The following is a 24,745-nucleotide window of genomic DNA, read 5'->3' as shown; positions in this document are numbered from 1 at the left end:
CCGGGTTCTGAGCGTCCGGGGTCGTAGGCTGGTCCGATGACCGACCGAGAGCCGAGCACCACGGGTGGCGGAGAGACCCCCGACCTGGTCGAGCCGGTCCTCATCGCCGCGTTCGAGGGCTGGAACGACGCCGGGGAGGCCGCGAGCACCGCTCTGGAGCACCTGGAGCTCAGCTGGGATGCCGAGCCGCTGACCTCGATCGATCCCGAGGAGTACTACGACTTCCAGGTCACGCGGCCGCACGTGAAGCTGGCCGGCGGGGTGACCCGGCGGATCGAGTGGCAGACCACCCGGCTGTCCTGGGCGACGCTGCCCGGCACCGGACGGCACGTCGTGCTGGTCAACGGGATCGAGCCCAACCTGCGCTGGCGCTCGTTCTGTGCCGAGCTGATCGGTCAGGCCGAACGGCTGGGAGTGACGAAGGTCATCACACTGGGCGCGCTGCTCACCGAGGTCCCGCACACCCGTCCCACCCCGGTGAACGGGACGTCCTGGGACGCGGAGTCGCTCGCCGAGATGGGCACCGAGCCGTCGAACTACGAGGGCCCGACCGGCATCGTCGCGGTGTTCCAGCAGGCCTGCGTGCAGGCCGGGATCCCGGCCGTCTCGTACTGGGCCGAGGTGCCGCACTACGTCTCCCAGGCCCAGGTGCCGAAGGCGGCGGTGGCGCTGCTGCACCGGATCGAGGAGGCGCTCGACGTCGAGGTGCCGCTCGGCTCGCTCCCGGAGAAGGCCGAGGAGTGGGAGCGGACGGTCTCCGAGATGGCCGACGCCGACGACGAGGTCCGCGAGTACGTCCGTCAGCTCGAGGAGCAGGCCAACGAGTCGGACGAGGAGGAGGCGCGGACCGAGATGCGGGAGACCTCCGGCGACGCGATCGCCGCCGACTTCGAACGCTACCTGCGCCGCCGCGGCCCGAACTCCTGATCCGCCGGGTCGCGCTGTTCGCGGGCGCCTTCCTGGGCCCGTTCGGCGGTGGCCTGACCGCGGCGATCCTGCCGGAGCTGGGTGCCGAGTTCGGTGTCCCGACGGCGGCCGCGTCGTCATCCATCACCGCCTACCTGCTGCCGTTCGCCGCCGCGCTGCTCGTCTCCGGCACGCTCGGCGAGCGGTGGGGCCGGTCCCGGACCGTGGTCGCCGGGTACGCGCTGTACGTCCTCGCCTCGCTGGCCTGCATGCTCGCGGCGACCTGGACGGTGTTCCTGGCCGCCCGGGCGTTGCAGGGCGTCGCGAACGCCTTCACCACACCGCTGCTGCTGGCCGCGCTGGCCGGGACGGTGGAGCCCGACCGGCTCGGCCGGGCGCTGGGCTGGTTCAGCTCGCTGCAGGCCGCAGGCCAGACGTTCGCCCCGCTGGTCGGCGGCCTGGCCGCGGAGGTCGACTGGCGGCTGGCGTTCGGCGGCGCCGCCGCGGTCGCGCTGCCGCTCGGGCTGGTCGGGCTGCCCGGCGGGGCCGCTGCGGGGCCGGCACCGGCCGGGCGGCCGCGGCTGCGCTCGGTGTGGACCGGCCCGATCCTGCGGCTCGGGCTGGCCGCCGGGCTGGGCTGGGGGCTGCTGGCCGGGCTGAACTTCCTGCTCGCGCTGCGCCTGGAGGAGGTCTTCGGGCTCGGCTCGGGCGCCCGCGGGCTGGTGCTGACCGCGCTCGGTGTCGCCGGGATCCTGTCCGCGCGGGCGGTCGGCGGCGCGATCGACCGGATCGGCGCGCGCCGCTGCGTCGCGCTCGGTGCCGTCGGCGGGGCGCTGACGGTCGCCGGGATCGGCACCGCCCCGGTGCTCGCCGCGGTCGTGGCCTGCTGGGCGCTGGCCGGGGTGTGCGGCCAGTTCGTCCTGGTCGGGGTGAACACGCTCGCGCTCGGCCCGGGCGGGGCGAACGGCGGCGGGGCGGTGTCGGTCGTGCAGGCGGGCCGGTTCGCCGGGACGGCGGCGTCGCCGATGGTCATCACCCCGCTGCACCACGCCGATCCGCTGGCCGCCTTCCTGGTGCCGGCCGGGCTGCTGGCGTCGGCGGTGCCCGCGGTGCTGGCCGTGGACCGGCGCCGGGCCTGAACCGGGCGGCGGCCGGTCCCGGGTGCGTCCCGGCCGGCCGGGACGGACCGGCCCTGCCGGCCGGGACACCGGCGGCGACACGGTGGTTCCCGACCGACATCCCGTCCGGAGAGGACCCACCGTGCACGCCGTCCCACCACCACTCCCCCGCACCGCACCCACCCGGCTCGTCGCCGGCCCGCCCGGCACCGGCTGGGCCTGGTGCGGCGCCGCAGCCGGGCTCGCCGGCGCGGCCGGCCTGCTCGGCACCGCGGGCATCTACACCCAGGACGCCTGGGACGCCGGCGACAGCAGCCGGATGGCCGCGTCGGTGGCCGAGCACAGCAGCATCGTCTGGGCGCACCAGGCGCTGTCCGCCCTGGTCGTCACGCTGCTGATGGTGTTCGCCGCCGGCCTGTACCGGCATCTCGCGCTGCGCGAGCCGCCCGGCGGCCTGGTGCCCGCGGTGGCCGCGGGCGGGGTGGCGCTGACCGCCGTCGCGGTGTTCCTCGGCGCCGGGCTGGACACCGAGCTGTGGTGGTCGGTCGGCGACGGCGCGATCGCCGATCCGGACACCGTCGGCTCGATGGTGGTCCACTACGGGGCGGTGCCGTGGCTGTGGGGCGGTCTCGGCCTCAGCGCCGCCGCCGTCGCCCGCGCCGGGTTCGCCCGCCGTTCGGTGGGCCGCGGGCTCGCGGTCACCGGCGCGGTCGCCGCCGTGCTGCTGCTCGCCACCCAGCTGGCGCCGGTGCAGTACATCGCGCTGCTGCCCGGTGCGCTGTGGCTGATCGTGTCCGGGCCGCTGCTCGCCCGCAGCGCGGCCCGCGCGGCGGCAGACTGAGCCGGTGACCTCCCGTTCCGGTGCCGCGGGCGCCGTCCTGCTGGTGTGCGCCGTCGCCGCGGCGCTCGCCCTGGACGCCGGCGAACCGCTGACCCAGCTCTGGGTGCTGCCGTTCGTCGCGGCCTGCGCGGTGACCGGCGGGCTGGTGCTCGAGCACCGCCCCGGGCACCGGGTCGGCCTGCTCCTGCTCGGCTCGGCGGCCTGCTTCGCGCTGCCCGAGGCCGCCGGGCGGCTGGCCCTGCGGCTGCCGGAGGGCTCGGTCGCGGCGGCCGCGCTCGGCTGGCCGCAGACCTGGCTGTGGGTGCCGGCGAACCTGATGCTGGTGCTGGTGCCGCTGGTGTTCCCGGACGGGACGGTGCCCCGCCGGGGCCGGCCCGCCGTGCTCGGGCTGGCCGCACTGGCCGTGCCGGCCGCGCTGCTCGCCGCGGTGCGTCCCGGCCCGGACAGCCAGCTCGGCGTCGGGACCCGGCCCAACCCGCTCGGCGTCCCGGCGCTGGCCGGACTCGCCGAACCGGTGACGACGCTGTTCACCCTGGCCTGCGGGCTGGTGATGGTGGCCGGGGTGGTGCTGCTCGTCGTCCGGTTCGGCCGGGCCGCACCGGGCAGCACCGAACGGCGCAGGCTCGCCTGGCCGGTCTGGGCGCTCGGGATGGCGGCGCTGGTCGTGCTCGCCCGGCTCGTCGCCGGACTCACCGACGACGAACCGGGGCCGTGGCCGTCGGCGGTGCCGTTCTGGGAGCTGCTCGGCTCCACCGCGGCGCTGCTGGTGCCGGTGTCCATCGGGATCGCGGTGGCCCGGCACCGGCTGCTCGACATCGAGCTGGTGATCGGCCGGACCGTGGTGCTGGTCGTGCTGTCCGGCAGCGTCGTCGGCATCTACCTGGGCGCCGTCGCGCTCGGCGGGCGGATGCTGGAACCGCTGCTCGGCAGCCGCGGGGACCTGCCGGCGGCGCTGCTCGGCGTCGCGGTGGCGGCGGTGCTGTTCGCACCGCTGCGCAGCCGGTTGCAGCGCCGGGTCGACCGGTTCCTCTACGGCGAGCGCGGCGACCCCTACGCGGTGCTCGCCGGCCTCGGCCACCGGCTGGAGGCGGTCGCCGATCCGTCGTCGCTGCCCTGGATCGCCGGCACCGTCCGGGACGCGCTCCAGCTGTCGTCGGTGCGGATCGAGGTCGACGGGGACGCCGGGCGCCCGATCCGCGCCGCCGCCGGGCCGGATCCGGCGCCCGCCGGCGAGGAGATCGTCGAGCTGACCGCGGGTGCCGAGCACGTCGGGCGGCTGGTGCTGGGGCCGCGGCCCGGCGAGCGGAGCCTGTCGGCGCGCGACCGCCGGTTGCTGCGCGACCTGTCCGGGCCGATCGCGAGCACCGTCCGCGCCGTGCGGGCGACCGACCGGGCCCGGCTGCTCGCCGAGGACCTGCAGCGATCCCGGGAGCACCTGGTGCGGGCCCGCGAGGAGGAGCGCAGGCGGATGCGGCGCGACCTGCACGACGGCCTCGGCCCGACGCTGGCCGGGCTGGTCATGCGGGCCGACGCGGCCCGGGAGACCGGTGGCGGGCCGGACGAGCTCGCCGAGATCGCGGTGCAGGCCAGGACCGCGCTCGACGACGTCCGGCGGCTCGTCGACGGTCTGCGGCCGCCCGCGCTGGACACGCTCGGGCTCGCCGGGACGGTGCGGGCCCAGCTGCAGGGCAGGCCGCGCGGCGTGCCGGCCGCCGATCTCGACCTGCCGGCGCCGCTGCCGCAGCTGCCGGCCGCCGCCGAGGTGGCGGCGCTGCGGATCGTCACCGAGGCCGTCGCCAACGCCGACCGGCACGCCCGGGCCACCCGGATCGGGGTGGCGCTGCGGATGTGCGGCGACGACCTGCACGTCACGGTCACCGACGACGGGATCGGCCCGCCGGACGGGCCCGGGACCGGCGTCGGGCTGCGGTCGATGGCCGAGCGGGCCGCGGAGCTGGGCGGCCGCGCTACGGTCGGCCCGGCCGACGGCGGCGGGACCCGGGTGCACGCCGTGCTCCCGGCCGGGAACGGAGCGGGAGGTGCGGATGGACCGGATCCGGACGCTGATCGTCGATGACCACGCCCCGTTCCGGGCCGGGCTGCGGACACTGCTCGGCACCGCCGCCGACGTCGAGGTCTGCGGCGAGGCCGGGACCGGCGAGGAGGCGCTCGCCGCGGTCGTCGCGCACCATCCGGACGTCGTGCTGCTCGACCTGACCATGCCCGGGATGGGCGGGATCACCGCGACCGAGCGGATCGTCACCGCCAGCCCGCACGCCCGGGTGCTGGTGCTCAGCATGTCCGGCGACGACGACTCGGTGCTGGCCGCGCTGCGCGCCGGCGCCCGCGGCTACCTGCTCAAGGGCGCGGCCCGGGCGGAGATCCTGCGGGCGGTGCGCACCGTCGCCGGCGGCGAGGCGATCCTCGGCCCGTCGGTGGCCGGGCGGCTGCCCGCGCTGCTGGCCCCGGCGGCCCCGGCGCCGCTGCCGTTCCCGCAGCTCAGCGCCCGGGAGCGGGAGGTGCTGACCGGGCTGGCCGCCGGTCTGACCAACCCGCGGATCGCGGGCCGGCTGGGGCTGAGCGAGAAGACCGTCCGCAACCTGGTGTCGTCGGTGCTCGCGAAGCTGGGCGTGGCCGACCGGGCCGACGCCGCCGACCGGGCCCGGGCGGCCGGGCTCGGGCCGTGAACCGCGCCACCACGCCCTGGACCTGAAGCGGGGTTCAGGGAGAACGCTCGGTCCCGGGACGCGGGAGGAGCGGGCGATGGACGGGGAACCGGGCCGGGGCGAGGTGACGGTGTGCGTGGCGGTGCCCGGGCCGGTGGACGCTGCGGCGGGCACCGGGTCCGGGCGGCACGGGCCGGGCCGCACGGTGGCCGGGACGGTCACCGTGCTCGGCCCCGGCGTGCCGGCGTGCCTGCGCGGGCGGCCGGTGCTGACCCGGGCCGAGGACGGCGTGGCGGACCGGCGGCTGGTCGTCCCGGCCGACGACGTCGTCGTCCTGCCCGGGCGGCCCGGCCCGGAGCCCGCCGCCGGCCTCGCCGACGACGCCGGGACCGCGCTGCGGGCGCTGGCGCTGACCCCGGTCCGGGCCGGGCAGGACGTCCTGGTGCTGCCCGCCGCGACCGGGCCGGGCGCGCTGCTCGTGCGGCTGCTGACCGACGCCGGCGCGCGGGTCGTCGGCGTCGTCCGCGGGGCACGGGCGGCACGGTCGGCGCTCGGTCTCGGGGCGGTGCACGCCGTCGACCACGGCCGCCGGGGATGGGTCGCCGGGGTGCACGCGCTGCTCCCGGCCGGGCCGGCGGCGGTGTTCGACGGGGCGGGCGGCACGGTCGGCCGGGCCGCCGCCTGGCTGGTCGCCGACGGCGGCCGCTACACCTCCTTCGGCACCGCGTTCGGCCCGGCACCGGACTTCGGGCCGTGCGAGCCGCGGGCCCGCCGGATCACCGTCGCGACGACCTCGTGACCGCGGGACGGCCCGGGGAGCTCAGAGGCGGACGCCCAGCAGCGCGTCCAGCGCGGTCCGGACGGTCCCGGGGGCGGCCCGGTCCGCACCGCGGCGGGTGAGCGCCTCCTCGGCCCAGGCGTCGACCGCGGCGAGCGCGCCGGGGGTGTCCAGGTCGTCGGCGAGGTGGGTGCGCAGCTTCGTCACCAGCTCGGCGGCGTCCGGCCCGGCGTCGAGCCGGACGGCCTCCCGCCAGCGGGCGACCCGCCGCTCCCCGAGCGCGTGCACCTCGTCGGTCCAGGAGCGGTCGGTGCGGTAGTGGCCGGCCAGCAGCGCGACCCGGATGACGTTCGGGTCGACCCCGGAGTTGCGCAGCTTGGACACGAAGACCAGGTTCCCCTTGGACTTCGACATCTTCTCGCCGTCCAGCCCGATCATGCCGGTGTGCGTGTAGTGCCGGGCGAACGGATGCTGGCCGGTGATCGACTCGGTGTGCAGGGCGCCGCACTCGTGGTGCGGGAAGATCAGGTCCGAGCCGCCGCCGTTGAGGTCGATCTGCGGGCCGAGCCGGTTCAGCCCGATCGCCGCGCACTCCACGTGCCAGCCGGGGCGGCCGCGGCCGAGATCGGTGGACGGCCAGGACGGCTCGCCAGGGCGCTCCATCCGCCAGAGCAGCGGATCGAGCGGGTTCCGCTTGCCGGGCCGGTCCGGGTCGCCGCCGCGCTCGCGGGAGAAGCGCAGCATGGTCTCCTGGTCGTAGTTCGACTCGTAGCCGAACCGGCCGGTGGCGGACACGTCGTGGTAGACGTCCGGGTACTCCGGGTCGTCGATCCGGTAGGCGGCGCCGGACGCGAGCAGCTTCGCGACCAGCTCGGCGATCTCCGGGATGGCCTCGACCGCGCCGACGAACTGACGCGGCGGGAGCACCCGCAGCGCCTCCATGTCCTCGCGGAACAGCGCCGTCTCGCGCAGCCCGAGGACGACCCAGTCGTCCTGGTCGCGCTCGGCCCGCTCGAGCAGCGGCTCGTCGATGTCGGTGACGTTCTGGACGTAGTGCACGTCGTGCCCGAGATCGCGCCACAGCCGGTGCACCAGGTCGAACGCCAGGTAGGTGGCGGCGTGCCCGAGGTGGGTGGCGTCGTAGGGGGTGATCCCGCAGACGTACATCGTGGCGACCGCGCCGGGTGCGGTCGGCCGGACCCGCCCGGTCGCGGTGTCGTGCAGCCGCAGCGGCGGACCGCTGCCCTCCAGTGCCGGGACGTCGGTCGGGGCCCAGGTGTCCATACGGTCAAACCTACCTAGCTGCTCGGGTGCACTCACGCTGCCGAACGCGCGGTGCCGCCCACGGATTCCGGACGGGTGATCATCTCACCGGCCGCCCGGGCGGGCTCACCACCACTCGGCGTCGAGCCTGGACTCGATGTCGCGGACGTGCCGGCGGGCGCAGGGCGGGCAGAGCCAGCCCTCGCGGCCGCGGCCGTCGCGGTCGGGCACCCAGCCCGCCACCGCCGCGGCACCGGGTTCCCCGGGCCGGAGGGTGCCGCAGATCCGGCAGGACGGCGTCGGTCGGCTCACGCCCGCGATGGTGCCCCGGCGGGTGCGTCGTCGTCGAGGTGCGCACGACGGCGCCCGAGCCGGTTCGCGATCATCGCGCAGACGATGAGCTGGAGCTGGTGGAACACCATCAGCGGCACGACGATCAGCGCCGCGGCCGGGCCGCCGAACAGCACCCCGGCGATCGGCAGGCCGCTGGCCAGGGACTTCTTCGAGCCGCAGAAGACGATCGTGATCCGGTCGGCGGCGTCGAACCCGAGCAGCCGGGCGCCGAGCGCGGTCGCGCCCAGCACCAGACCCAGCAGCAGCACGCAGATGCCGAACAGGACGCCGAGCGACAGCGGGGTGATCTGCTCCCAGATCCCGGCGACCATGCCCTCGCTGAACGCGGCGTAGACGACCAGCAGGATCGCGCCCCGGTCGAGCAGGGTCAGGCGCTTCTTGTGCCGGGTGACGAAGCCGCCGATCAACGGCCGGGCGGCCTGCCCGGCCAGGAACGGCACCAGCAGGCGCAGCGCGATGTCCCCGAACGACGACGGATCGAAGCCGCCGCTGGTCGCCAGCAGCAGCGCCGCGAGCAGCGGGGTGAGGAACACGCCGAGCACGTTCGACACCGAGGCCGCGACGATCGCGCCGGGCACGTTCCCGCGGGCGATCCCGGTGAACGCGATGGACGACTGGACGGTCGAGGGCAGGCAGCACAGGAAGACGACGCCGATCGCCAGCGGCGCCGGGAGCAGCCACTCGGGCAGCAGCAGCACCGAGAGCCCGAGCAGCGGGAACAGCACGAACGTGATCGCGAGCACGGTGCCGTGCAGCTGCCAGTTCCGGAGCCCGCCGAGCGCCTGGGCCGCCGACAGCCGGGCGCCGTAGAGGAAGAACAGCAGGGCGATGGCGACCGTCACCGCGACGTCGACGACCTGCACCATCGCACCGCGGGCCGGCGCGAGCGCCGCGATCCCGACGGTGAGCAACAGCAGGACCAGATAGGGGTCGGGACGCACGCGCATGGTGATCGATTCTGGATCGCCGCCCGTCATTCGGAAACCCGCTGGACCCATTGACTGTCATCACACGACGCGATGACTGCGCTAGCCTCGCGGGCGTGCTGGACCCGGTGCTGCTCCGCTCCTTCACCGCCGTCGCGCGGGCCCGCAGCTTCACCAGGGCCGCCGCGCAGCTCGGGCTCGGCCAGTCCACCGTCAGCCAGCACGTCCGGCGGCTGGAGGACGTCGTCGGCAGGCCGCTGCTCGACCGGGACACGCACTCGGTGGCGCTGACCGCCGACGGCGAGGCGATGGAGGAGTTCGCCGCCACCATCCTCGACGCCGGCGAGCGGGCGCTGGCGCACTTCCAGGCGTCCCGGGTGCACGGCCGGGTCCGGTTCGGGGTGTCCGAGGACCTGGTGATGACCCGGCTGCCGGCCATCCTCGCCGACTTCCGGCACCGGCACCCGCAGGTCGACCTGGAGCTGACCGTCGGGCTGGCCGACGACCTGGAACGACGCCTGGAGGCCGGCGAGCTCGACCTGATGGTCGCCAAACGCCTCCCCGGGCCCGACGACGGCCGCTCCGTCATCCGCCGGGACCGGTTCGTCTGGGTCGGCGCGCCCGGCCTCCGGCTCGGCCCCGGCGATCCGGTGCCGCTGCTCGCCTACCCGCCGCCGAGTCTGTCCCGCTCCGCCGCGATCGGCGCGCTGGAGGCCGTCGGGCGGCCCTGGCGGATGGCCTGCACCAGCGGCAGCCTCTCCGGGCTGCGCGCCGCCGCGCTCGCCGGGCTGGGGGTGATCGCACACGCCGCGACGCTCGTCCCGGACGGGCTGGTCGAGATCCCGGGCCGCGCCGGGCTGCCTCCGCTCGGGCCGGTGGAGGTGGTGCTGGCCCACGGGCGGCGGCGGACCGACCAGGCCGGGGAGCTGGCCCGCAGCATTCGTACCGGGGCGAGCGACCTGCGCACCGAATCCTGATCCCGGGCCTCCCCCAGCTCCCCGCAGGACCACGGCAAGCGCGTGGGCCCAGATCCGCACGGGATCACTGCGTTCGCACGGGATCGAATCCCGTGCGAACGCGACGAACCCGTGCGAACGTCGGGCGGGAGTGACAGTGCCGCGCCGACACGACAGCACCGCGGCCTGGTCTGCCGTGGATGTGGTGAGTCCGCGCAGGGACCGGCAGAGTGCCCGGATGCGCATCGTGGTGACCACCCCGACCGGCAACGTCGGGTCCCGGGTGCTCCGGCTGCTGGTGCAGGCCGGCGTCCGCCCGGTGGCCCTGCTCCGGGATCCGGGACGGCTCCCGCCGGACCTCGCAGGACACGTCGAACCGGTGCGGGCCGACCAGACCGACCGGGACGCCGTCCTGCGCGCGACCGCGGGCGCCGACCGGCTGTACTGGGTGAACCCGCCGGCGCCGCCCGGATCGGACCCGATGGTGCAGCACCGCACCTGCGCCGCGGTGGTCGCCGAGGCCGCCTCCGTCCACGGCATCGGCGGCACCGTGTTCCAGAGCAGTGTCGGCGCCGAGCTGCGGACCGGGGCCGGTGACATCGACGGCCTCGCCGCCACCGAGACCGCGCTCGACCGGACCGGCACCCCGGTCCTGCACCTGCGGTGCGGCTACTTCACCACCAACCTGCTGCTGTCGGCCGACGACCTGGCGGCGGGCACGCTGCCGACCCCGTGGCCGGTGGAGCACCCGCTGCCGTGGGTCGATCCGCGCGACATCGGCGACGTCGCGGCGGCCCGGCTGCTCGGCCCGTCCTGGAGCGGCCGGCTGGTCCAGGCCGTCCACGGGCCGCAGGATCTGTCGTTCGCGCAGGTCGCGGAGCTGCTGGCGGAGCTGCGCGGGCACCCGGTGGCCGCCGTGCACATCCCGGACGCCGACTTCCGCGCCGCGCTGCTCGCCGCCGGGCTGGGTGCGCCCGAGGTCGAGGCGATCGCCGGGATGGCCGCCGGCCTCACCGGGGGTTTCGTCGCCGAGCAACCCAGGGACGCGACGACCACCACCCCGACCACCCTGCGGTCCTGGGCCGCCGAGCACCTCCGGCCCTGACCGGGCGCCACCCGACGACGCCGAGCCGGGCACCCCGCCCCCGACCCGGCACCGCGGGACGCCCGGCCGAGCACCCCCGCCCCCGGCCGGGCACCGCGGAACGGCGCCCCGCCGGCCGGTGCCCCACCGACCGCGCCCGGTCAGCCGGTGCGTCGCCGCAGGTAGTCCGAGACCACCTCCGCGCCGAGGCCGTCCAGGTCCGGATGCACGACCCGGCCACCGGCACGCCGGGCCAGCCGGTCGGTGAAGGCGGCGAGACCGGGATCGTCGCCGAGCACGAAGAAGGTGAACCGGGCGTCCATCCCGATCAGGCGGTCCAGACCGTCGACGGTCGCCCGCAGCGTGTACGGGCTCGGCGGGTAGTCGAAGAACGCCTCGCCGTCGGACTCCAGGTGCGCGGTCGGCTCGCCGTCGGTGACGACGAGCACCACCGGCGTGGCATCCGGTTGCCGGGCCAGCCGCTCCCGGGCGAGCAGCAGCGCGTGGTGCAGGTTGGTGCCCTGCCGGTACACGCCCTCCATCCCGACCAGCTCGGCCAGGTCGACGGTCCGTGCGTGCCTGCCGAACGTGATCAGCGTCAGGTCGTCGCCCCGGAACCGGGTGGAGATCAGCTGGTGCAGGGCCAGCGCGGTGCGCTTCATCGGCACCCACCGGCCCTCGGCGACCATCGACCACGACGTGTCGACCAGCAGGGTGACCGCGGCCCGGGTGCGCTGCTCGGTCTCGACGATCTCGACGTCGGACACGTCGAGCCGCCGGTCGTCGCCGCCGGCGCGGCGCAGCTGGGCGTTGAGCAGGGTGCGCGGCACCGACCACGCCTCGGTGTCGCCGAACGCCCACGGCCGGGTCGCGCCGGTGGCCTCCCCCGCGGCGCCGGCCCGGCGGGTCTCCCGGGCACCCTGCCGGCCGGAGATCCGGTCCGCGACGTCGCGCAGCACGGACTGGCCGAGTGTGCGCAGCGCCTTCGGCGAGAGCATCAGCGAGCCGTCGGCGGCCCGGCGGAACAGGTCCTGGCGCTGCAGCTCGCGTTCCAGCTCGGCGAGCGTGCGGGCGTCGGCGGCCGCCTCCGGGCCGAGCATCTCGGTGAGCGCGTCGAGATCGATGTCCTCCATCCGTGCGCCCGGGTAGCTCTGCGCCAGCTGCTCGGCCAGCGCGTCGAGCTTCCCCAGCTCCTCCAGCGCCCGGGTGGCCTCGCCCATCCCCATCGGGTTGTCGCCGCGGAACTCGCCGCGCCCGGTCCAGTCCTCGCCGGGGCGCAGGCCCTGCAGCTGGGCGTCGAGCCGGGACAGCGACTGCGCGAGCCGCGGATCGCCGAACGCCTGCTGGGCGAGCTCGGCGAGCTCGGCGCGCTGCTCGGCGGACATCGAGTTCAGCATCCGCTGGGCGGCCGCCGACCGGGCGGCGAGCGCGTCGATCAGCTCCTCGGTGTTGCGCGGGTTCTCCGGGAAGTGCTGCCCGTGCTCGCGCATGAACTCGGCGAACCGCTCGGTGGTGTCCTCGCCGCGGGCATGCTGCTCCAGCAGCCCGTTGAGGTCGTCGAGCATCGCGTTGATCCGCTCGACGTCCTCCGGCGTCGCACTCTGCATGGCCTGCTTCATGCCCTCGAACCGCTGGTCGAGCAGCTCCCGGCCGAGCAGGTCGCGGATCTCCTGGTACGCCTCGCGGGCGTCGGCGGAGCGCCAGTCGTACCCGGAGAGCTCCCGGACCGCACCGCCGGTGTCCGACGGCAGCGCGTCGAGCTGCATCTCGCGGAACCGGGCGTCGTCGGAGTCCTCGTTGCGCAGCGACTCCTGCTCGGCGCCCAGCGCGCGGTCCAGCAGCTCGCGCACCTCCGCCAGGGTGCCGTCGACCCGGTTGTCGCGCTGCAGCTCGCGGCGCCGCTCCCAGACCCGGCGGGACAGCTCGTCCAGGCCGCGGTTGCCGTCCAGGCCGCGCCGCAGCAGCTCCTGCAGCGCCTGCCGCGGGGACGAGCCCTCCATCACGTCGCGGCCGATCCGGTCCATCGCGGACCGGATGTCGTACGGCGGGGCGAGCGGGTCCGGGCCGCCGGTGTACGGCCCGTACGCCCAGCGCCGCCGGGACCGCCGCGGATCAGCCATAGGACACCGTGTCCCCGTCGTCGGTGGTGTCCTTCGCCAGCTTGCGGGTCAGGAACAGGTGCTCCAGCGCCAGCTCGGCCGCGGACGCCATCGGGCCCGGGTCCTCGGTGCCTGCGGCGCCGAGCCGGGCCGCGATCTCGGTGAGCGCCCCGACCTGCGGGAGCGCGGCGACGACGTCGCGGGCCGGGACCCGCTCGCCGGTGCGCACCGGCCGGGTCGAGACCTCCACCGCCAGCTCGTCGAGGTCGACGCCGCGCAGCGCGAACCGGGCGGTGTCGGCGGTCGCCCGGCGCAGCAGGTGCTCCAGCACGTCGTCCTCGCGGCCCTCCTCGCCGGCCGCGAACTCCAGCTTGCCGCGCAGCACCGCGGGCACCGACTCCAGGTCGACCGGGCGGGCGTAGGCCCGCTCCTCGCCGACCAGCGCGGCCCGGCGCAGCGCCGCGGCGGCGACGGTCTCCGCGGCGGCCACCGCGAACCGGGCGGACACCCCGGAGCCCTGGTCGATCGCCGACGAGTCGCGCAGCAGCCGGGTGAACCGGGCGACGACCTCGACGAGGTGCCGCGGCACCTCGGCGGCGAGCACCGCCTCCTGCAGGACCAGGTCGATCTCCGGGGCCAGCTCGAGCGGGTAGTGGGTGCGGACCTCGGCGCCGAACCGGTCCTTGAGCGGGGTGATGATCCGCCCGCGGTTGGTGTAGTCCTCCGGATTGGCGCTCGCGACGAGCAGCACGTCCAGCGGCAGCCGCAGCGTGTAGCCGCGGACCTGGATGTCGCGCTCCTCCATCACGTTGAGCAGCGCGACCTGGATGCGTTCGGCCAGGTCGGGCAGCTCGTTGATGGCCACGATGCCGCGGTGGGCCCGCGGGACGAGCCCGAAGTGGATGGTCTCCGGGTCCCCGAGCGAGCGGCCCTCGGCGACCTTGACCGGATCGACGTCGCCGATCAGGTCGGCGACCGCGGTGTCCGGGGTGGCCAGCTTCTCGGTGTAGCGGTGGCTGCGGTGCACCCAGCCGACCGGCAGCTCGTCGCCGAGCTCGGCGGCGCGCCGGATCGACGCCGGGGTGATCGGCTCGTAGGGATGCTCGCCGATCTCGGAGCCGTCGATCACCGGTGTCCACTCGTCGAGCAGGTTGCCGATCGCGCGCAGCAGGCGGGTCTTGCCCTGGCCGCGCTCGCCCAGCAGGACGAGGTCGTGACCGGCGATCAGGGCCCGCTCCAGCTGCGGGACGACGGTGTCGCCGAACCCGACGATGCCGGGCCAGGGATCGCGGCCCGCGCGCAGGGCCGCCAGGAGGTTGTCTCGGATCTCGTGCTTCACGGCCCGCAGTTCGTGGCCGGACGCGCGCAGCGCGCCGACGGTGCGGGGAAGGTCAGGTGGTGTGACGGGCACGGATTCCACGCTACGCCCGGTTGCGACCCGCAGCGCGCCGTCGACCGGCTCCGGGGGCGCCACCGCGATCGGCAGGTGACCGGGGTCACCGAGGTGCCGGCCTCAGCGCGGTGTCCGGGGGCCCCGCGGGGTGCCGTTGTCCCACCACTCCACCTCCAGGCCGGCCGCCCGGACCGCGACGCCCGCGGTCTCCCGGTGCCCGGCCGCGGTGACCAGCACCAGTCCCCCGGTGTGCCGCCGTTCCCGGGCCAGCGCCGCCGCGACCCGGGGCAGCGGCTGCCGGTGCCGGCCGCTCTCGCCCAGCTGCGGGTAGCTGTCGGCGACGGCCAGCAGCGTCCCGCCGGGGCCGTCCTCCTGGCCGTAGAGCACCACGAAGTGCCCGGCCGACCAGTCCGCGCCCGGCAGCGCGTCGTCCTCACCGGTCGCGAGGTAGGCGTCCAGGACCTCCGGGGGGACGTGCGACGAGGCGAGCCGCGCGGTGTCGAGGTTCGCCACCGGCAGCACCGGCACCCCGGTGAGCCCGTCGAGCAGCACGCGCAGCCGGTCCGGCGTCCAGGTGCCGGCCGCCGGGACCGCGGCGAGCACGCCGCCGGACAGCTCCTCGACGGCCTTGCCGACGCCGGCCGCCGAGGTGCCCGCGGACCGCTCGTCGGCGGCCCGGTCGAGCCCGGACCACAGGTCCGTGCGCGGCGGCGCCCCCGGCGGCCGCGCGCCGGGCACCTCGTGCGGCCAGATCGCCGATCCGGCGACGCGCGCGAACTCCGTGACGGCCGGGACCGGCGCCGCGGTGCGGGACCGGCCGGTGAGCGCGACGACGGCGAGCCGGGCCGCGAACGGCCCGCACAGCTGGTCGGGCTGGGGCAGGGCGGCGGCGTGCTCGGCGAGCAGCGCGTCGACGCCGGTGAAGGGGACGAACGCCATCGTCGCCGTCAGTACCGGTACCGGAAGGCGGCCAGCACGTCCTCGACGGACCTGCCGTCGGCGAACGCGGCGTCCGAGGCCCGCACCGCCCGGAACGCGGCGCCCACGTGCTCGCCCAGCACCGCGGAGATCCGCGGGTTCGCGCGCAGCGCCTCGGCCTGCGCGGCCGGGGTGGTGGGCAGCGCGGTCACGCCGCGCGCGGCGCGCTGCTCGGCGGTCCAGGTGCCCGGATCCTCCTGGATCGGGTCCGGCAGCTCCGGGCGGTCCGCGATCCCCGCCAGTCCGGCGCCGATCACCACGGCCAGCGCCAGGTAGGGGTTGGCGGCGGCGTCGGACGCCTTCAGCTCGACGTTCGCGTGCCCGGCCCCGAGCAGGCCGGTGGCCGGCACCATGCGCAGCGCCGCCTCCCGGTTCTCGATGCCCCAGAACCCGTAGGCGGCCGCGAAGTGCCCGGGCCTGCGCCGCAGCACCGACGGGACGCCCGGCGCGGTCACCGCGGCCACCGCGTCGATGTCGCGCAGCAGCCCGGCCAGCCAGGCCGCGCCGTCCGCGGTCGATCCGGCAGGCCCGTCGCCGCCGGAGAGCAGGTTGACGCCGTCGCGGGCGACCGAGGTGTGCAGGTGCCAGCCGTTGCCGGCGGATCCGGTGGAGGGCAGCGGCGCGAAGCTCGCCCGGTAGCCGTGCGCGAGCGCGGCGGCGTGGATGGTCTGGCGGGCCAGCAGCTGCCGGTCGGCTGCGGTCAGCGGATCGGCGGCGGCGATGCTCAGCTCCAGCTGGGCGGGACCGTACTCGGCGTGCAGCTGGCCGACCGGGACGCCGTTGTCGCGCAGGTCGGCGAGCAGCCGGGTGACGAAACCGTCCAGCCCGATCAGCACGTCCGGCCCGTAGGCCGGACCGGTGACGGCCGGGACCGGCGGCTCGTGGTCGTCGTCGCGGTAGAGGGCGAACTCGATCTCGTACCCGGCGAGTACCGACAGGCCGGCCTCGCCGGCCGCGGCGACCTGCCGTTCCAGGACGCCGCGCTGGTCGTACGGCCAGGGACCGCCGTCGGCGGTGACGACGCGGCCGGGGCTCCAGGCCAGGCCGGGCCGCCCGGCCAGCGGGACGACGCCCTCGGGGCCCGCGGCCGGGACCAGCCGCACGTCACCGGCGGGGGTCTCCAGGCCGGGCGGGCCGAACACGATGCCGTCGCGGGTGTCGAACACCGCGAACAGGGTGGTGACCCCGATCCCGCGGGTGGCCGCGTCGGGCAGTGCCTCGACCGGCACCGTCCGGGAGCGCAGCACGCCGTTGTTGTCCGGCCAGCCGATGGTCACGCCGACCACGCCCAGATCGGCCAGCGCGCGGGCGCGGGCCTCGAACCCGGCCGTGTCCGGCCCCGCGGTGTCCGAAGTGTCCCCGGTGCTCATGGCGGTCAGCGTACGGCCGGAACGCACCGCCGTCAGGGGACGAGCAGGGCCCAGAGGGGCAGCGCCACGAGCGCGACGGCGACCACGCGGACCAGCCAGTGCACGGCGGCGGGCAGCGGCGCGGGTGGCGCGGTGATCCGCTCGATCCGCGCCTCCAGCGCGTCGGTGAACGACGACAGCGCGGCGGCCGGGGCCGATCCGCCGACCGCCTTCAGCGCGGTGGCCAGCTCGGTCGGGTCGCACAGCCGGCGGGCGACGTCGTCGGCCCGCATCTCGATCAGCCGGGCGACGGCCAGCTGCGCGGCGACCATCCCCCGGACGAACGGCGCCGTGGCACCCCAGGCGACGAACGGGAGGACCACCAGGTCGTGCCGTTCCCGCAGGTGGGCCCGCTCGTGGGCGAGGACGGCGACCACCCCGGCGGTGTCCAGGGCGTCCAGCACGCCCGCCGACACGACCAGCCGGGAGCTGCGGCCCGGCAGGCAGTACGCCACCGGGACGGGATGGTCGAGCACCCGGGTACCGGACGCGAACGGCCACGGCGTGGCGAGCACGTCGAGCAGGTCGCGGTGCCTGCGGCGGGCCCGCAGGGTGCGCACGGTGGTGATCACCAGGACCGACAGCAGCCGGGCGAGCACGCCGAGCGCGATCAGCAGGGCACCGACGTGCAGCGGATCGAGCGCCGCCGGGAAGTCGCCGGCGGCGAGATCGCCGGCCAGCACCGAGACCGCGGCGGGCAGGCTGTCGCCGAGCGGGGCGAGGCCGTAGGCCAGTCCGGCGCCGAACAGCGAGATGCCGCCGCCGAGGCCGACCGCCTGCCACAGCAGCAGCGCCCCGACCGGGTCGCGGGCGGGCCAGCGGGCGCACGCGAGCATGCGGCTGGCCGGCTCGGCGAGTGCCAGGCCGAGCAGGCCGAGTCCCAGCGCGGTCAGCTCCATCGCGTCACATCGTGGCCGAGGGGGCGCGATCTCGCTGAACGACCCCCCGTTTCACGAGGTCACAGCCCCTGACCGGGTCAGTCCAGCAGGTCCCTGAGCCGGGACCGCTCCTCCTCGGACATCGAACCGAGGAAGCGGGCGAGGGCCGCCCCGCGGTCGGAGGCGTCGTCCAGCGCGTCGCTCATCAGCTCGGCCACGTGGTCCTCGCGGCTGGCGACGGGGCGGTAGTGGTGCGCCCGGCCGTCCCGGATGCGGTGCACGAGCTGCTTGCGCTCCAGCCGCCCCAGCACGGTCAGCACCGTGGTCGTCGCCAGGTCGCGATCCGCGAGCTGATCCTGCACCTCACGTGCCGTCATGTCCCTGTCCGCCGCCCACAGGACGTTCATGACCGCCCGCTCCAGCTCCCCCAGACTCGTCACGACGACCATCGTACGCGAGCCGTTCTACCGTGCGTAGAACGGCTCCGCGATGATCGTCACATCCCGGTCACATGGCGCTCACCCAGCGCGAGGCGGTAGGCGGCCCGGCCCAGCATCGCCCGCACGACGGTCGGATGCAGCAGGCGGACGAGCGCGAAGTAGGCGCGCCCGCACCCGCGTCCCGGTGAGCAGCCGTCAGTGCACCTGCACCTGGTCTCCGACCTGCAGGGTGTCGAAGTAGTGCCGGGCGTTCGCCTCGTCGAGCTTGACGCAGCCCGCCGACGGCGTGTCCATCGCGCCCTGGTGGAACGCCACCCCGCCCTCGGCGAAGAACACCGAGTACGGCATCTGCGTGAGGTGCTCGCGGCTGGTCCACTTCTCGGCCTTCCACTGCACGCCGAAGGTGCCGCGGGGGGTGGGGTCCCGGGCGTCGCCCGGGCGCATCGGGACCGGCCCGAAGGCGATCCGGCCGTTCTCGATCAGCCAGGTCTGCCGGGTGGAGAGCTGCACGCAGGCCCGTGCGGACGACGTGCACGGGGTCCCGGCGACCAGCGGGCCGGTCGCGGTCTGCGCCCTGGCCTCCGCCTGCGGGTCCGGCTCGGCGACGGCGACGCCGGTGGTCACCGCGCCGACCAGCGCGAGCAGCGCGAGCACGGCGGCGGGCGCTCCGGTCCACCGGATACGCCGGGTGCCTCGCTGCATTCCTCGGATCCTCCTGTCGGGACCGCCGGACCCGCCGCCCAGCGCAGTCAACTGACCCCGGAGAGTAGTCGAAGCTGATCTTGGAGTGGCTGGGCCGGGTCCGCCTGGTCCGTTCGGCGGTACCGGGAGGGCGACGGACGGTCGTTCACTCGGCAACATTCGGCCGAGCGGCAGTCATCCGGCACCGGGCGGCCGGATCAGCGTCCCTGGAACACCGGGGCGCGCTTCTCCAGCCGCGCCGCCCGGCCCTCGGCGATGTCGGCGGCCGACCAGCAGGCGTCGAACTCGGCCTGCAGATCGGCGACGACGTCGCCGGAGGTCTGGCCGCCCCGGCCGAAGGCGTTCGCGGTGCGCTTGTTGTACGCCAGCGTCAGCGGGGCCATCGTCGCGATGTCGGCGGCCAGCGCGAGCGCGGCGTCCCGGTCGCCGAGGGTGTCGGCGAGCCCGCGGGCGTGCGCCGTTGCCGCGTCCACGGTCGCGCAGGCCAGCAGCAGGCTGCGCGCGGTGCCGCCGCCGGCGATCTGCACCAGCCGCTCGATCGTCCACGGATCGACGGCCAGCCCGAGCCGCGCCGTGGGCAGCGCGAACACCGCGCCGGGCGCCGCCACCCGCAGGTCGCAGGCGAGCGCGAGCTGCAGGCCGGCACCGATCGCCGGACCGGTCACGGCGGCGACCACCGGCACCGGGAGATCGGCGACGGCGTGCAGCGCGCCGTAGAGCGCCTCCAGGAACTCCTCGCCGTAGACCTCGCCGAAGTCGGCGCCGGAGCAGAATGCGGGCCCCTCCCCCGCGACGACGACCGCGCGGGCGCCGTCCGCCCGGACCCGCTCGGTCGCCTCCACCAGCTGCCGGCAGGTCGCGATGTCGAGGGCGTTGCGGCGGTCGGGACGGTGCAGCTCGATCAGTCCGACGCCGTCGGCGGTGTTCACGGTGATCACGGCCGGAGCCTAACCCGGGCCGGGGCGGGCTCGGACCACTCACCGCCGCACAGCTCCCGGGCCAGCCCGACGGCGAGCTGGTCGATCCGGCGGAGCAGCCGGGCCGCGGCGAGCCGGCGGCGCCGGTCCCCCGGCGAGGCGCCGTCGGTGTCCCAGCCCGCGGTGTCCGCGGGGCCGGCGAGCCCGGGCAGCGCCGAGCCGCCGGCGGGCGCGGGTACCGCGGCGGCACCGGGGCCGGAAGCAGCGCTCGACGCCGCGTCGGCCTCGGCGGCGTCGATCAGGTCCTCCGCCGAGTGCACGCCGTAGTCGTCGGGCCCGGCGCCCGGGCCGAGCTCGCGGCGGTCCGGCGGGCCCCAGCCGTCGTTCAGGATCCGGCGCAGCCCGTCCAGGTTGTCCAGCACCCGCGCGGTCGCCGGCTCCAGGGTGGCCGCCCAGCCCGGCACGTGTGCGGTGGCGGCCTGCGCGGCGAGCAGCCGGGTGTAGTGGTCCAGCGCGCCGATCACCCGCACCGTGTGGTGCACCCCGCGGCGCAGCGGCCGGCGGGAGATCGGGTGCTCCAGCGGCCGGGCCCGCTCGCGGACGTCGGCCACCGCGGTGTCCACCGCGCGGGCCTTCTCCAGCGGGTCCCCGGCGCCGGGCCGGCCCAGCGCCCGGTCCACCGAGACCCGCAGCGACTCCGCCACCGCGGTCAGCGCGGCGTCCAGGGCCTCGGCGAACGCCGTCCGGGACCGGGTCGGCAGCACCAGGTAGGCGGCGAGCATCCCGAGCGCGCCGCCGACGACGGTCTCCTCGACCCGCAGCACCATCGTCTGCACGCTGAACTGGCCGATCAGGCCGTAGAGCAGGGCGAGCACCGCGGTGATCCAGAACGCCATCATCACCTGGGACACCCGCACCAGGTACAGCGCGAGGAACACGCAGACGAACAGCAGGACCAGGCTGACGACCACGTTCCCGCCGACCAGCAGCGCGAGCAGCATCCCGGCGACCACGCCGCCGGTGGTCCCGACCGCGCGGGCCCAGCCCCGGCTGAGCACGTCGCCGCGGCTGACCGCGCCGACGAACACGATGAACGCCGCGATCACCGCCCAGTACCAGCGGTCCGGCGAGATCGCCTCGCCGACGACGATCGCCAGGCTGGTCGCCACGCCGACCTGCAGTGCCTGCCGGGTGTAGAGCCCGGGCCCGCCGCCCCGGGCCGCACCGTCCGGCCCGGCCACGTCATCCCGCGCATCCGCCCCGTCCGGAACATCCTGAACGTCCGGAACCTCCTGGTCGTCCGGTGCCGCCGCGCCGGCCCGGTCCCCGTCCCCCCGGCGCTCGGCGATCCGGCGCTGCGTCTGCTCGACGGTGGTCTGCATCGCGTCCGCCAGCCGGCCCACCGCGAAGGCGATCCGCTGCTCGCGGGCGGCCCCACCGGTCCCGGCCGGGCGCTGCGCGATCGCGGCGACCGCGTCCCGCGCGGCGCGGTACAGGCTCGCCACCATCGGCCGCGGCGTCCCGACGGCGGTCGCCGCGGCCAGCCCGCGGACGCCGGTGACCAGCGCCTCCCGGTCGTCCTCCGGGATCGGGTCGTGGTGCTCGACGGAGCGCCGCACCGACATCGCGACCCGCTCGGCGGCCAGCTCCGAGTCCACGATCCACTGGCGCAGCGCGGCCAGCTCGGTCTCGGCGCCCTCCGGGCCACCGGGGCGGGCGCCGCCGGGCAGCCGTCCCGGCGGGTGCGCCATCGGGTCGTCGTCGGCCTCGTCGAGCCGGTCCGCGACCAGCAGCGCGGTCTCGTTGAGCCGGGCCTGGGCACGCAGCAGCGGCCGCAGGTCGGCCTCGGCGGGCGCCGCCCGGAGCACCTCCGCCGCGGCGAGCAGCAGGGCGTGCAGCCGGGCCTCGAAGGCGCGCACCAGCGCGTCGATCACGTTCTCCACCCGCCGGGTGAACAGCACGCAGCGCAGCAGGAACGTGCTGCCGATCCCGATCACCACACCGGAGAGCAGGAACGGCAGGTCGGCCGGGACCGCCTGCAGGAACAGCACGAAGAAGTACGGCATGAACGCGGCCATGCCGAGCGCGGTGCCGCGCGGCCCGTACCGGCGCACCGCCACGGCGACGACCATCACCAGCACGAACACCACGTCGCCGACCACCGGCAACGGGCTGAGCAGCACCGCCAGCGTCGCCGATCCGGCGGCCGGCAGGGCCATCAGGGCGGTGGTGACCCGGCGCCGGGCCAGGGTCGGCTCGTTCACCGCCAGGTTGCTGACCATCGCCAGCACGACGGCGAACAGCAGGGTCGTCACCGGGCGGCCGGTGAACGCCCGCAGCACCTCCGCGGCCAGCGCGGCGACGATCATCGCGGCGGTCGCGACCGCCGCCATGTGCAACCGGGTCCGCCCCGGATCGACGGCGGCCGCCCACGACCTCAGCTCACCCCACCACGTCCTCACGCGGCGAGTCTGGCACGCACCCCGACGGCACGGCGCCGGGGTGAAACGATCACCCGTTCGTGGTCGCCGCGGCCTCCGCAGGCACCGGCTCGGCCACCGGCTCGGCCACCGGAACGCCGATCACGGCGCCGGTCGCCGCGGCCATCGCCCGCATGCCCTGCGAGTTCGGGTGCACCGGCGCGGCCGGCGAGGTCGGGACCAGGCCCTCCACCCACTTCACACCCGGCAGCTGGCAGATGTCGTGCCCGATGGTCGGCGTGTAGGTGTCGACGTAGTCGACGCCGGCGTCCGCGGCCTGCTCGGCCAGCATCGCGTTCAGCGCCTTCTGGGTGTCCCGCAGGTACGCGGTGTCGCCCGCGCTGAACGGCGCGACCGGATAGCAGCCGGGACCGGTGTCCGGCAGGATCGACGGGTACCCGACCAGCGCGACCCGCGCCGCGGGCGACCGCTCCCGGATCTCGGCGAGGACGTCCTCCACCTTGCCCGCGGCGTCGTCGATCCGCTCCGCCAGCTCGTCCTCGCCGCCCGCGGTGAAGAAGTCCTTGCAGGCGGCGCCGAGCAGGTTCGCCGACGACCGGGTCGTGCACTCGGTGATGATCGAGGCGAAGCCGATGTCGTTGCCGCCGATGGTCAGCGTGACCAGCGACTCGGTGCCGTCCAGCGCGTCGAGCTGCGGCGGGTTCGGGCCGGGCCGGACGGCCTGCGGGCCGGTCATGTCCTCGGTCGTCGCACCGCTGCAGGAGACGTCGGTGAAGTTCGTGAAGCCCGCCGAACGGGCCAGCACCGCCGGGTAGTTCCGGCTGGAGCGCAGGCAGCCGGCCGGCTGCCCGGACTGCACCGGCACCAGCGGCCCCGCCGCGTAGGAGTCGCCCAGCGCGACGTAGCGGCCGATCGGCGCGCTGTCGAGGTTGCGCGCGGACAGCGTCGTCTCGGCGAACGTCGTCGGCGCGTCGGCCTGGGCCGGCGCGAGGGCGCTCATGCCCGCCGTGGTCAGCAGGGTCATGCTCGCGACGGCGAGCCACCGGGCGGGACGGGGACGGCGCACGGGCTCTGGGACCTCCGGTCGGGCGGCGACCGGCGACGATCACCGGTCCTGACCCGACCAACGACCCCGGCCACCGGCGGTTACGACCCGATCGGCGGTGCGTGACGGGCGGTGCGACCCGGCACCGTCACGCACCGTCACCGGGGTTTCAGCCGGTGGCCCGGCGCAACGCGAGCGGTGCGACCAGCCGGTGCCGCAGCGACACCTCGTCCCACAGCTCGGGACGGGCCGGCAGCTGCGCCAGCCGGGCCGCGGCGGTCCCGCCCGGATCGGCCATCGGCTCCCGGACCCCGGCCAGGAACGCCCACTCGTGCTCCTCGCAGCCGATGTAGACGCCGCGGCCGCCGGTCGCCCCGAACACCGCGTGGAAGCGCTGCCAGGCCGACCGCAGGGTCGCGTCCCGCCACACCGCCGGGCTGCCCGCCTGGAACACCAGCACGCCGCCCTCGGTGAGCCGGTCCGCGCAGGCCTGCACGAACGACTCCTCGTAGAGCCGGTTGATCTGCGCGTCCGGCTCGTCGGGCCGCTCGTCGGGCAGGTCGACCAGGATCAGGTCCCACTGCTCGGTGGAGTCGAGGACGAACCGGCGGCCGTCACCGTAGGTCAGGTGCACCGGGCCGTCCCCGCGCTCGGCCGCGGCCAGGCTCTCCGGGGTGTAGCCGTAGGGCAGGTGCTCGGCGCAGATCCGGACCGCCTCGGTGTCGATGTCGACGTGATCGACCCGGGTCGCGCCTGCGGCGACCGCGAGCTCGGACGCGACCCCCTCCGAGGAGCCGACGACCAGCACCCGCTCCAGCTTCCGGGCGAGCAGCGCACCCGGCCAGAACAGCGCCTCGTGGTAGGTGAGCTGGGTGTGCTCGGTGGACTGCCGCTCGTCGTCGCAGAACAGGGTGACGCCCTGCGCCGTCTGGGCGACCACGACCTTCTGGAACCCGGTGTGCGCGACGTGGTGCACCCGGCCGAGCTCCCAGCGCCGGGTCAGGCCCTCGGCGATCGGCTCGGTGACGGTGCGCGGCGCCCCGCCCCGGTCGACGACCTGCAGCGCGGTGTCCCGGGCGCCGACCCGCTCGGCCAGCCGCTGCACGGCCGCGACCGGATCGGCGCTCTCCCCGCAGGTGAACACGTCGACGTGCATGCCGCCGTGCTCCGGCCAGGTGTGGATGGAGGCGTGCGACTCGGCCAGCACCGCGACCACGGTCGCGCCCTGCGGCTCGAACCGCTCGGTGACGATCTGCCGGACCTGGGCGCCGGACTCGGTCAGCGCGGCGGCCAGGTCGGTGCGGAGCCGATCGACGTCGTCGAGCACGGACGGGTCGATCCCGCCCAGCTCGGCCAGCACGTGCCTGCCCACCGGGGAGGCCGTGCTCGGCAGCGCGGGATCGCCGGAGCCGTCGAGGACGGCGCTCGGATGGAGCTCCCCGGCCGGGACGGACGGCGCGGGCGGGGTCAGCGAGGTGGAGAGTGACACGTCCGGACACGCTAACCGCCATGCCCGGCCGATGCCCCCTCCGCGCGCCGGGTGGTGGCGTG

General features: G+C 76.1%; 22 protein-coding genes. 8 read left to right on the top strand and 14 right to left on the bottom strand.

Features of this window, described 5'->3' with window-relative positions:
* Window positions 1-36 precede the first annotated feature (36 nt).
* The 6 genes from ABD160_RS00375 (at window position 37) to ABD160_RS00350 (ending at window position 6,330) form a co-directional block, all read left to right on the top strand.
* Complete coding sequence (locus ABD160_RS00375) at window positions 37-927, top strand: PAC2 family protein (protein ID WP_344017465.1); 891 nt, start codon at window positions 37-39, stop codon at window positions 925-927.
* Window positions 924-2,045, top strand: a complete 1,122-nt coding sequence (locus ABD160_RS00370; RefSeq protein ID WP_344017989.1) for an MFS transporter — start codon at window positions 924-926, stop codon at window positions 2,043-2,045. Before ABD160_RS00375 ends, ABD160_RS00370 begins: the two co-directional genes overlap by 4 nt.
* A 121-nt stretch (window positions 2,046-2,166) precedes the next feature.
* Complete coding sequence (locus ABD160_RS00365) at window positions 2,167-2,865, top strand: hypothetical protein (protein WP_344017464.1); 699 nt, start codon at window positions 2,167-2,169, stop codon at window positions 2,863-2,865.
* Window positions 2,866-2,869: 4 nt separating this feature from the next.
* Window positions 2,870-4,942: a sensor histidine kinase gene (locus tag ABD160_RS00360; RefSeq protein WP_344017463.1), complete on the top strand. Its 2,073-nt coding sequence runs from the start codon at window positions 2,870-2,872 to the stop codon at window positions 4,940-4,942.
* Window positions 4,911-5,552, top strand: coding sequence for a response regulator (locus ABD160_RS00355; RefSeq protein ID WP_344017462.1), 642 nt, complete (start codon window positions 4,911-4,913; stop codon window positions 5,550-5,552). Before ABD160_RS00360 ends, ABD160_RS00355 begins: the two co-directional genes overlap by 32 nt.
* A 76-nt stretch (window positions 5,553-5,628) precedes the next feature.
* Entirely contained in the window at window positions 5,629-6,330 is a 702-nt protein-coding gene (locus ABD160_RS00350) for a zinc-binding dehydrogenase (RefSeq protein ID WP_344017461.1), read from the top strand.
* 21 nt (window positions 6,331-6,351) lie between these two features.
* Here ABD160_RS00350 and mshC read toward each other — a convergent pair whose 3' ends face one another.
* The 3 genes from mshC to ABD160_RS00335 all read right to left on the bottom strand — a co-directional run bounded on the left by mshC (window position 6,352) and on the right by ABD160_RS00335 (window position 8,873).
* A complete protein-coding gene (gene mshC, locus ABD160_RS00345) occupies window positions 6,352-7,593 on the bottom strand; it encodes a cysteine--1-D-myo-inosityl 2-amino-2-deoxy-alpha-D-glucopyranoside ligase (protein WP_344017460.1) in 1,242 nt (413 codons plus the stop codon).
* Window positions 7,594-7,698: 105 nt separating this feature from the next.
* The gene (locus ABD160_RS00340) at window positions 7,699-7,884 is read right to left on the bottom strand and encodes an SH3 domain-containing protein (protein ID WP_344017458.1); all 186 of its coding nucleotides are present in this window, start codon (window positions 7,882-7,884) and stop codon (window positions 7,699-7,701) included.
* Entirely contained in the window at window positions 7,881-8,873 is a 993-nt protein-coding gene (locus ABD160_RS00335; protein ID WP_344017457.1) for a bile acid:sodium symporter family protein, read from the bottom strand. Before ABD160_RS00335 ends, ABD160_RS00340 begins: the two co-directional genes overlap by 4 nt.
* A gap of 95 nt (window positions 8,874-8,968) precedes the next feature.
* Here ABD160_RS00335 and ABD160_RS00330 point away from each other — a divergent pair, with 95 nt between their 5' ends.
* Together ABD160_RS00330 and ABD160_RS00325 are read left to right on the top strand one after the other, a co-directional pair.
* Window positions 8,969-9,829: a LysR family transcriptional regulator gene (locus ABD160_RS00330; RefSeq protein WP_344017456.1), complete on the top strand. Its 861-nt coding sequence runs from the start codon at window positions 8,969-8,971 to the stop codon at window positions 9,827-9,829.
* A gap of 217 nt (window positions 9,830-10,046) precedes the next feature.
* Entirely contained in the window at window positions 10,047-10,913 is an 867-nt protein-coding gene (locus ABD160_RS00325) for an NAD(P)H-binding protein (RefSeq protein WP_344017455.1), read from the top strand.
* A gap of 140 nt (window positions 10,914-11,053) precedes the next feature.
* Here ABD160_RS00325 and ABD160_RS00320 read toward each other — a convergent pair whose 3' ends face one another.
* The 11 genes from ABD160_RS00320 to speD all read right to left on the bottom strand — a co-directional run bounded on the left by ABD160_RS00320 (window position 11,054) and on the right by speD (window position 24,683).
* Entirely contained in the window at window positions 11,054-13,012 is a 1,959-nt protein-coding gene (locus tag ABD160_RS00320; RefSeq protein WP_344017454.1) for a vWA domain-containing protein, read from the bottom strand.
* Window positions 13,005-14,402 (bottom strand): ATP-binding protein, encoded by a 1,398-nt coding sequence (locus ABD160_RS00315; RefSeq protein WP_344017453.1) that lies wholly within the window; start codon window positions 14,400-14,402, stop codon window positions 13,005-13,007. Before ABD160_RS00315 ends, ABD160_RS00320 begins: the two co-directional genes overlap by 8 nt.
* Before the next feature lie 102 nt (window positions 14,403-14,504).
* Window positions 14,505-15,323 carry a DUF6885 family protein gene (locus ABD160_RS00310; RefSeq protein ID WP_344017452.1) on the bottom strand — a complete coding sequence of 273 codons (819 nt, stop codon included), beginning with the start codon at window positions 15,321-15,323 and terminating at the stop codon, window positions 14,505-14,507.
* 8 nt (window positions 15,324-15,331) lie between these two features.
* Complete coding sequence (locus tag ABD160_RS00305; protein WP_344017451.1) at window positions 15,332-16,732, bottom strand: type I glutamate--ammonia ligase; 1,401 nt, start codon at window positions 16,730-16,732, stop codon at window positions 15,332-15,334.
* A 32-nt stretch (window positions 16,733-16,764) separates the two neighbouring features.
* Entirely contained in the window at window positions 16,765-17,670 is a 906-nt protein-coding gene (locus tag ABD160_RS00300; protein ID WP_344017449.1) for a M56 family metallopeptidase, read from the bottom strand.
* A 77-nt stretch (window positions 17,671-17,747) separates the two neighbouring features.
* Window positions 17,748-18,089: a BlaI/MecI/CopY family transcriptional regulator gene (locus ABD160_RS00295; protein WP_085912347.1), complete on the bottom strand. Its 342-nt coding sequence runs from the start codon at window positions 18,087-18,089 to the stop codon at window positions 17,748-17,750.
* A gap of 195 nt (window positions 18,090-18,284) precedes the next feature.
* The gene (locus ABD160_RS00290; protein WP_344017446.1) at window positions 18,285-18,791 is read right to left on the bottom strand and encodes a L,D-transpeptidase; all 507 of its coding nucleotides are present in this window, start codon (window positions 18,789-18,791) and stop codon (window positions 18,285-18,287) included.
* A gap of 197 nt (window positions 18,792-18,988) precedes the next feature.
* Window positions 18,989-19,729, bottom strand: coding sequence for an enoyl-CoA hydratase (locus ABD160_RS00285; protein WP_344017445.1), 741 nt, complete (start codon window positions 19,727-19,729; stop codon window positions 18,989-18,991).
* Window positions 19,726-22,170, bottom strand: a complete 2,445-nt coding sequence (locus tag ABD160_RS00280) for an FUSC family protein (RefSeq protein WP_344017442.1) — start codon at window positions 22,168-22,170, stop codon at window positions 19,726-19,728. The genes ABD160_RS00285 and ABD160_RS00280 overlap by 4 nt, the downstream gene beginning before the upstream one ends.
* A gap of 49 nt (window positions 22,171-22,219) precedes the next feature.
* On the bottom strand, window positions 22,220-23,173 hold the full coding sequence (locus ABD160_RS00275; RefSeq protein WP_344017441.1) for an SGNH/GDSL hydrolase family protein: 954 nt from the start codon (window positions 23,171-23,173) through the stop codon (window positions 22,220-22,222).
* Window positions 23,174-23,363: 190 nt separating this feature from the next.
* Window positions 23,364-24,683 carry an adenosylmethionine decarboxylase gene (gene speD / locus ABD160_RS00270; RefSeq protein ID WP_344017440.1) on the bottom strand — a complete coding sequence of 440 codons (1,320 nt, stop codon included), beginning with the start codon at window positions 24,681-24,683 and terminating at the stop codon, window positions 23,364-23,366.
* Window positions 24,684-24,745 lie beyond the last annotated feature (62 nt).

Source organism: Pseudonocardia kongjuensis (assembly GCF_039526905.1).
Taxonomy (GTDB): Bacteria; Actinomycetota; Actinomycetes; order Mycobacteriales; family Pseudonocardiaceae; genus Pseudonocardia; species Pseudonocardia kongjuensis.
The sequence above is the reverse complement of the archived record's forward strand: the minus strand, read 5'-3'. Positions and strand labels throughout refer to the sequence as shown.

Excerpts from the sequence above, each read along its gene's own strand:
- ABD160_RS00375 (WP_344017465.1), top strand. The coding sequence starts at position 37 with ATGACCGACCGAGAGCCGAGCACCACGGGTGGCGGAGAGACCCCCGAC.
- ABD160_RS00355 (WP_344017462.1), top strand. The coding sequence starts at position 4,911 with ATGGACCGGATCCGGACGCTGATCGTCGATGACCACGCCCCGTTCCGG.
- ABD160_RS00350 (WP_344017461.1), top strand. The coding sequence starts at position 5,629 with ATGGACGGGGAACCGGGCCGGGGCGAGGTGACGGTGTGCGTGGCGGTG.
- mshC (WP_344017460.1), bottom strand. The coding sequence starts at position 7,593 with ATGGACACCTGGGCCCCGACCGACGTCCCGGCACTGGAGGGCAGCGGT.
- ABD160_RS00335 (WP_344017457.1), bottom strand. The coding sequence starts at position 8,873 with ATGCGCGTGCGTCCCGACCCCTATCTGGTCCTGCTGTTGCTCACCGTC.
- ABD160_RS00325 (WP_344017455.1), top strand. The coding sequence starts at position 10,047 with ATGCGCATCGTGGTGACCACCCCGACCGGCAACGTCGGGTCCCGGGTG.
- ABD160_RS00320 (WP_344017454.1), bottom strand. The coding sequence starts at position 13,012 with ATGGCTGATCCGCGGCGGTCCCGGCGGCGCTGGGCGTACGGGCCGTAC.
- ABD160_RS00310 (WP_344017452.1), bottom strand. The coding sequence starts at position 15,323 with ATGGCGTTCGTCCCCTTCACCGGCGTCGACGCGCTGCTCGCCGAGCAC.
- ABD160_RS00305 (WP_344017451.1), bottom strand. The coding sequence starts at position 16,732 with ATGAGCACCGGGGACACTTCGGACACCGCGGGGCCGGACACGGCCGGG.
- ABD160_RS00300 (WP_344017449.1), bottom strand. The coding sequence starts at position 17,670 with ATGGAGCTGACCGCGCTGGGACTCGGCCTGCTCGGCCTGGCACTCGCC.
- ABD160_RS00290 (WP_344017446.1), bottom strand. The coding sequence starts at position 18,791 with ATGCAGCGAGGCACCCGGCGTATCCGGTGGACCGGAGCGCCCGCCGCC.
- ABD160_RS00275 (WP_344017441.1), bottom strand. The coding sequence starts at position 23,173 with ATGACCCTGCTGACCACGGCGGGCATGAGCGCCCTCGCGCCGGCCCAG.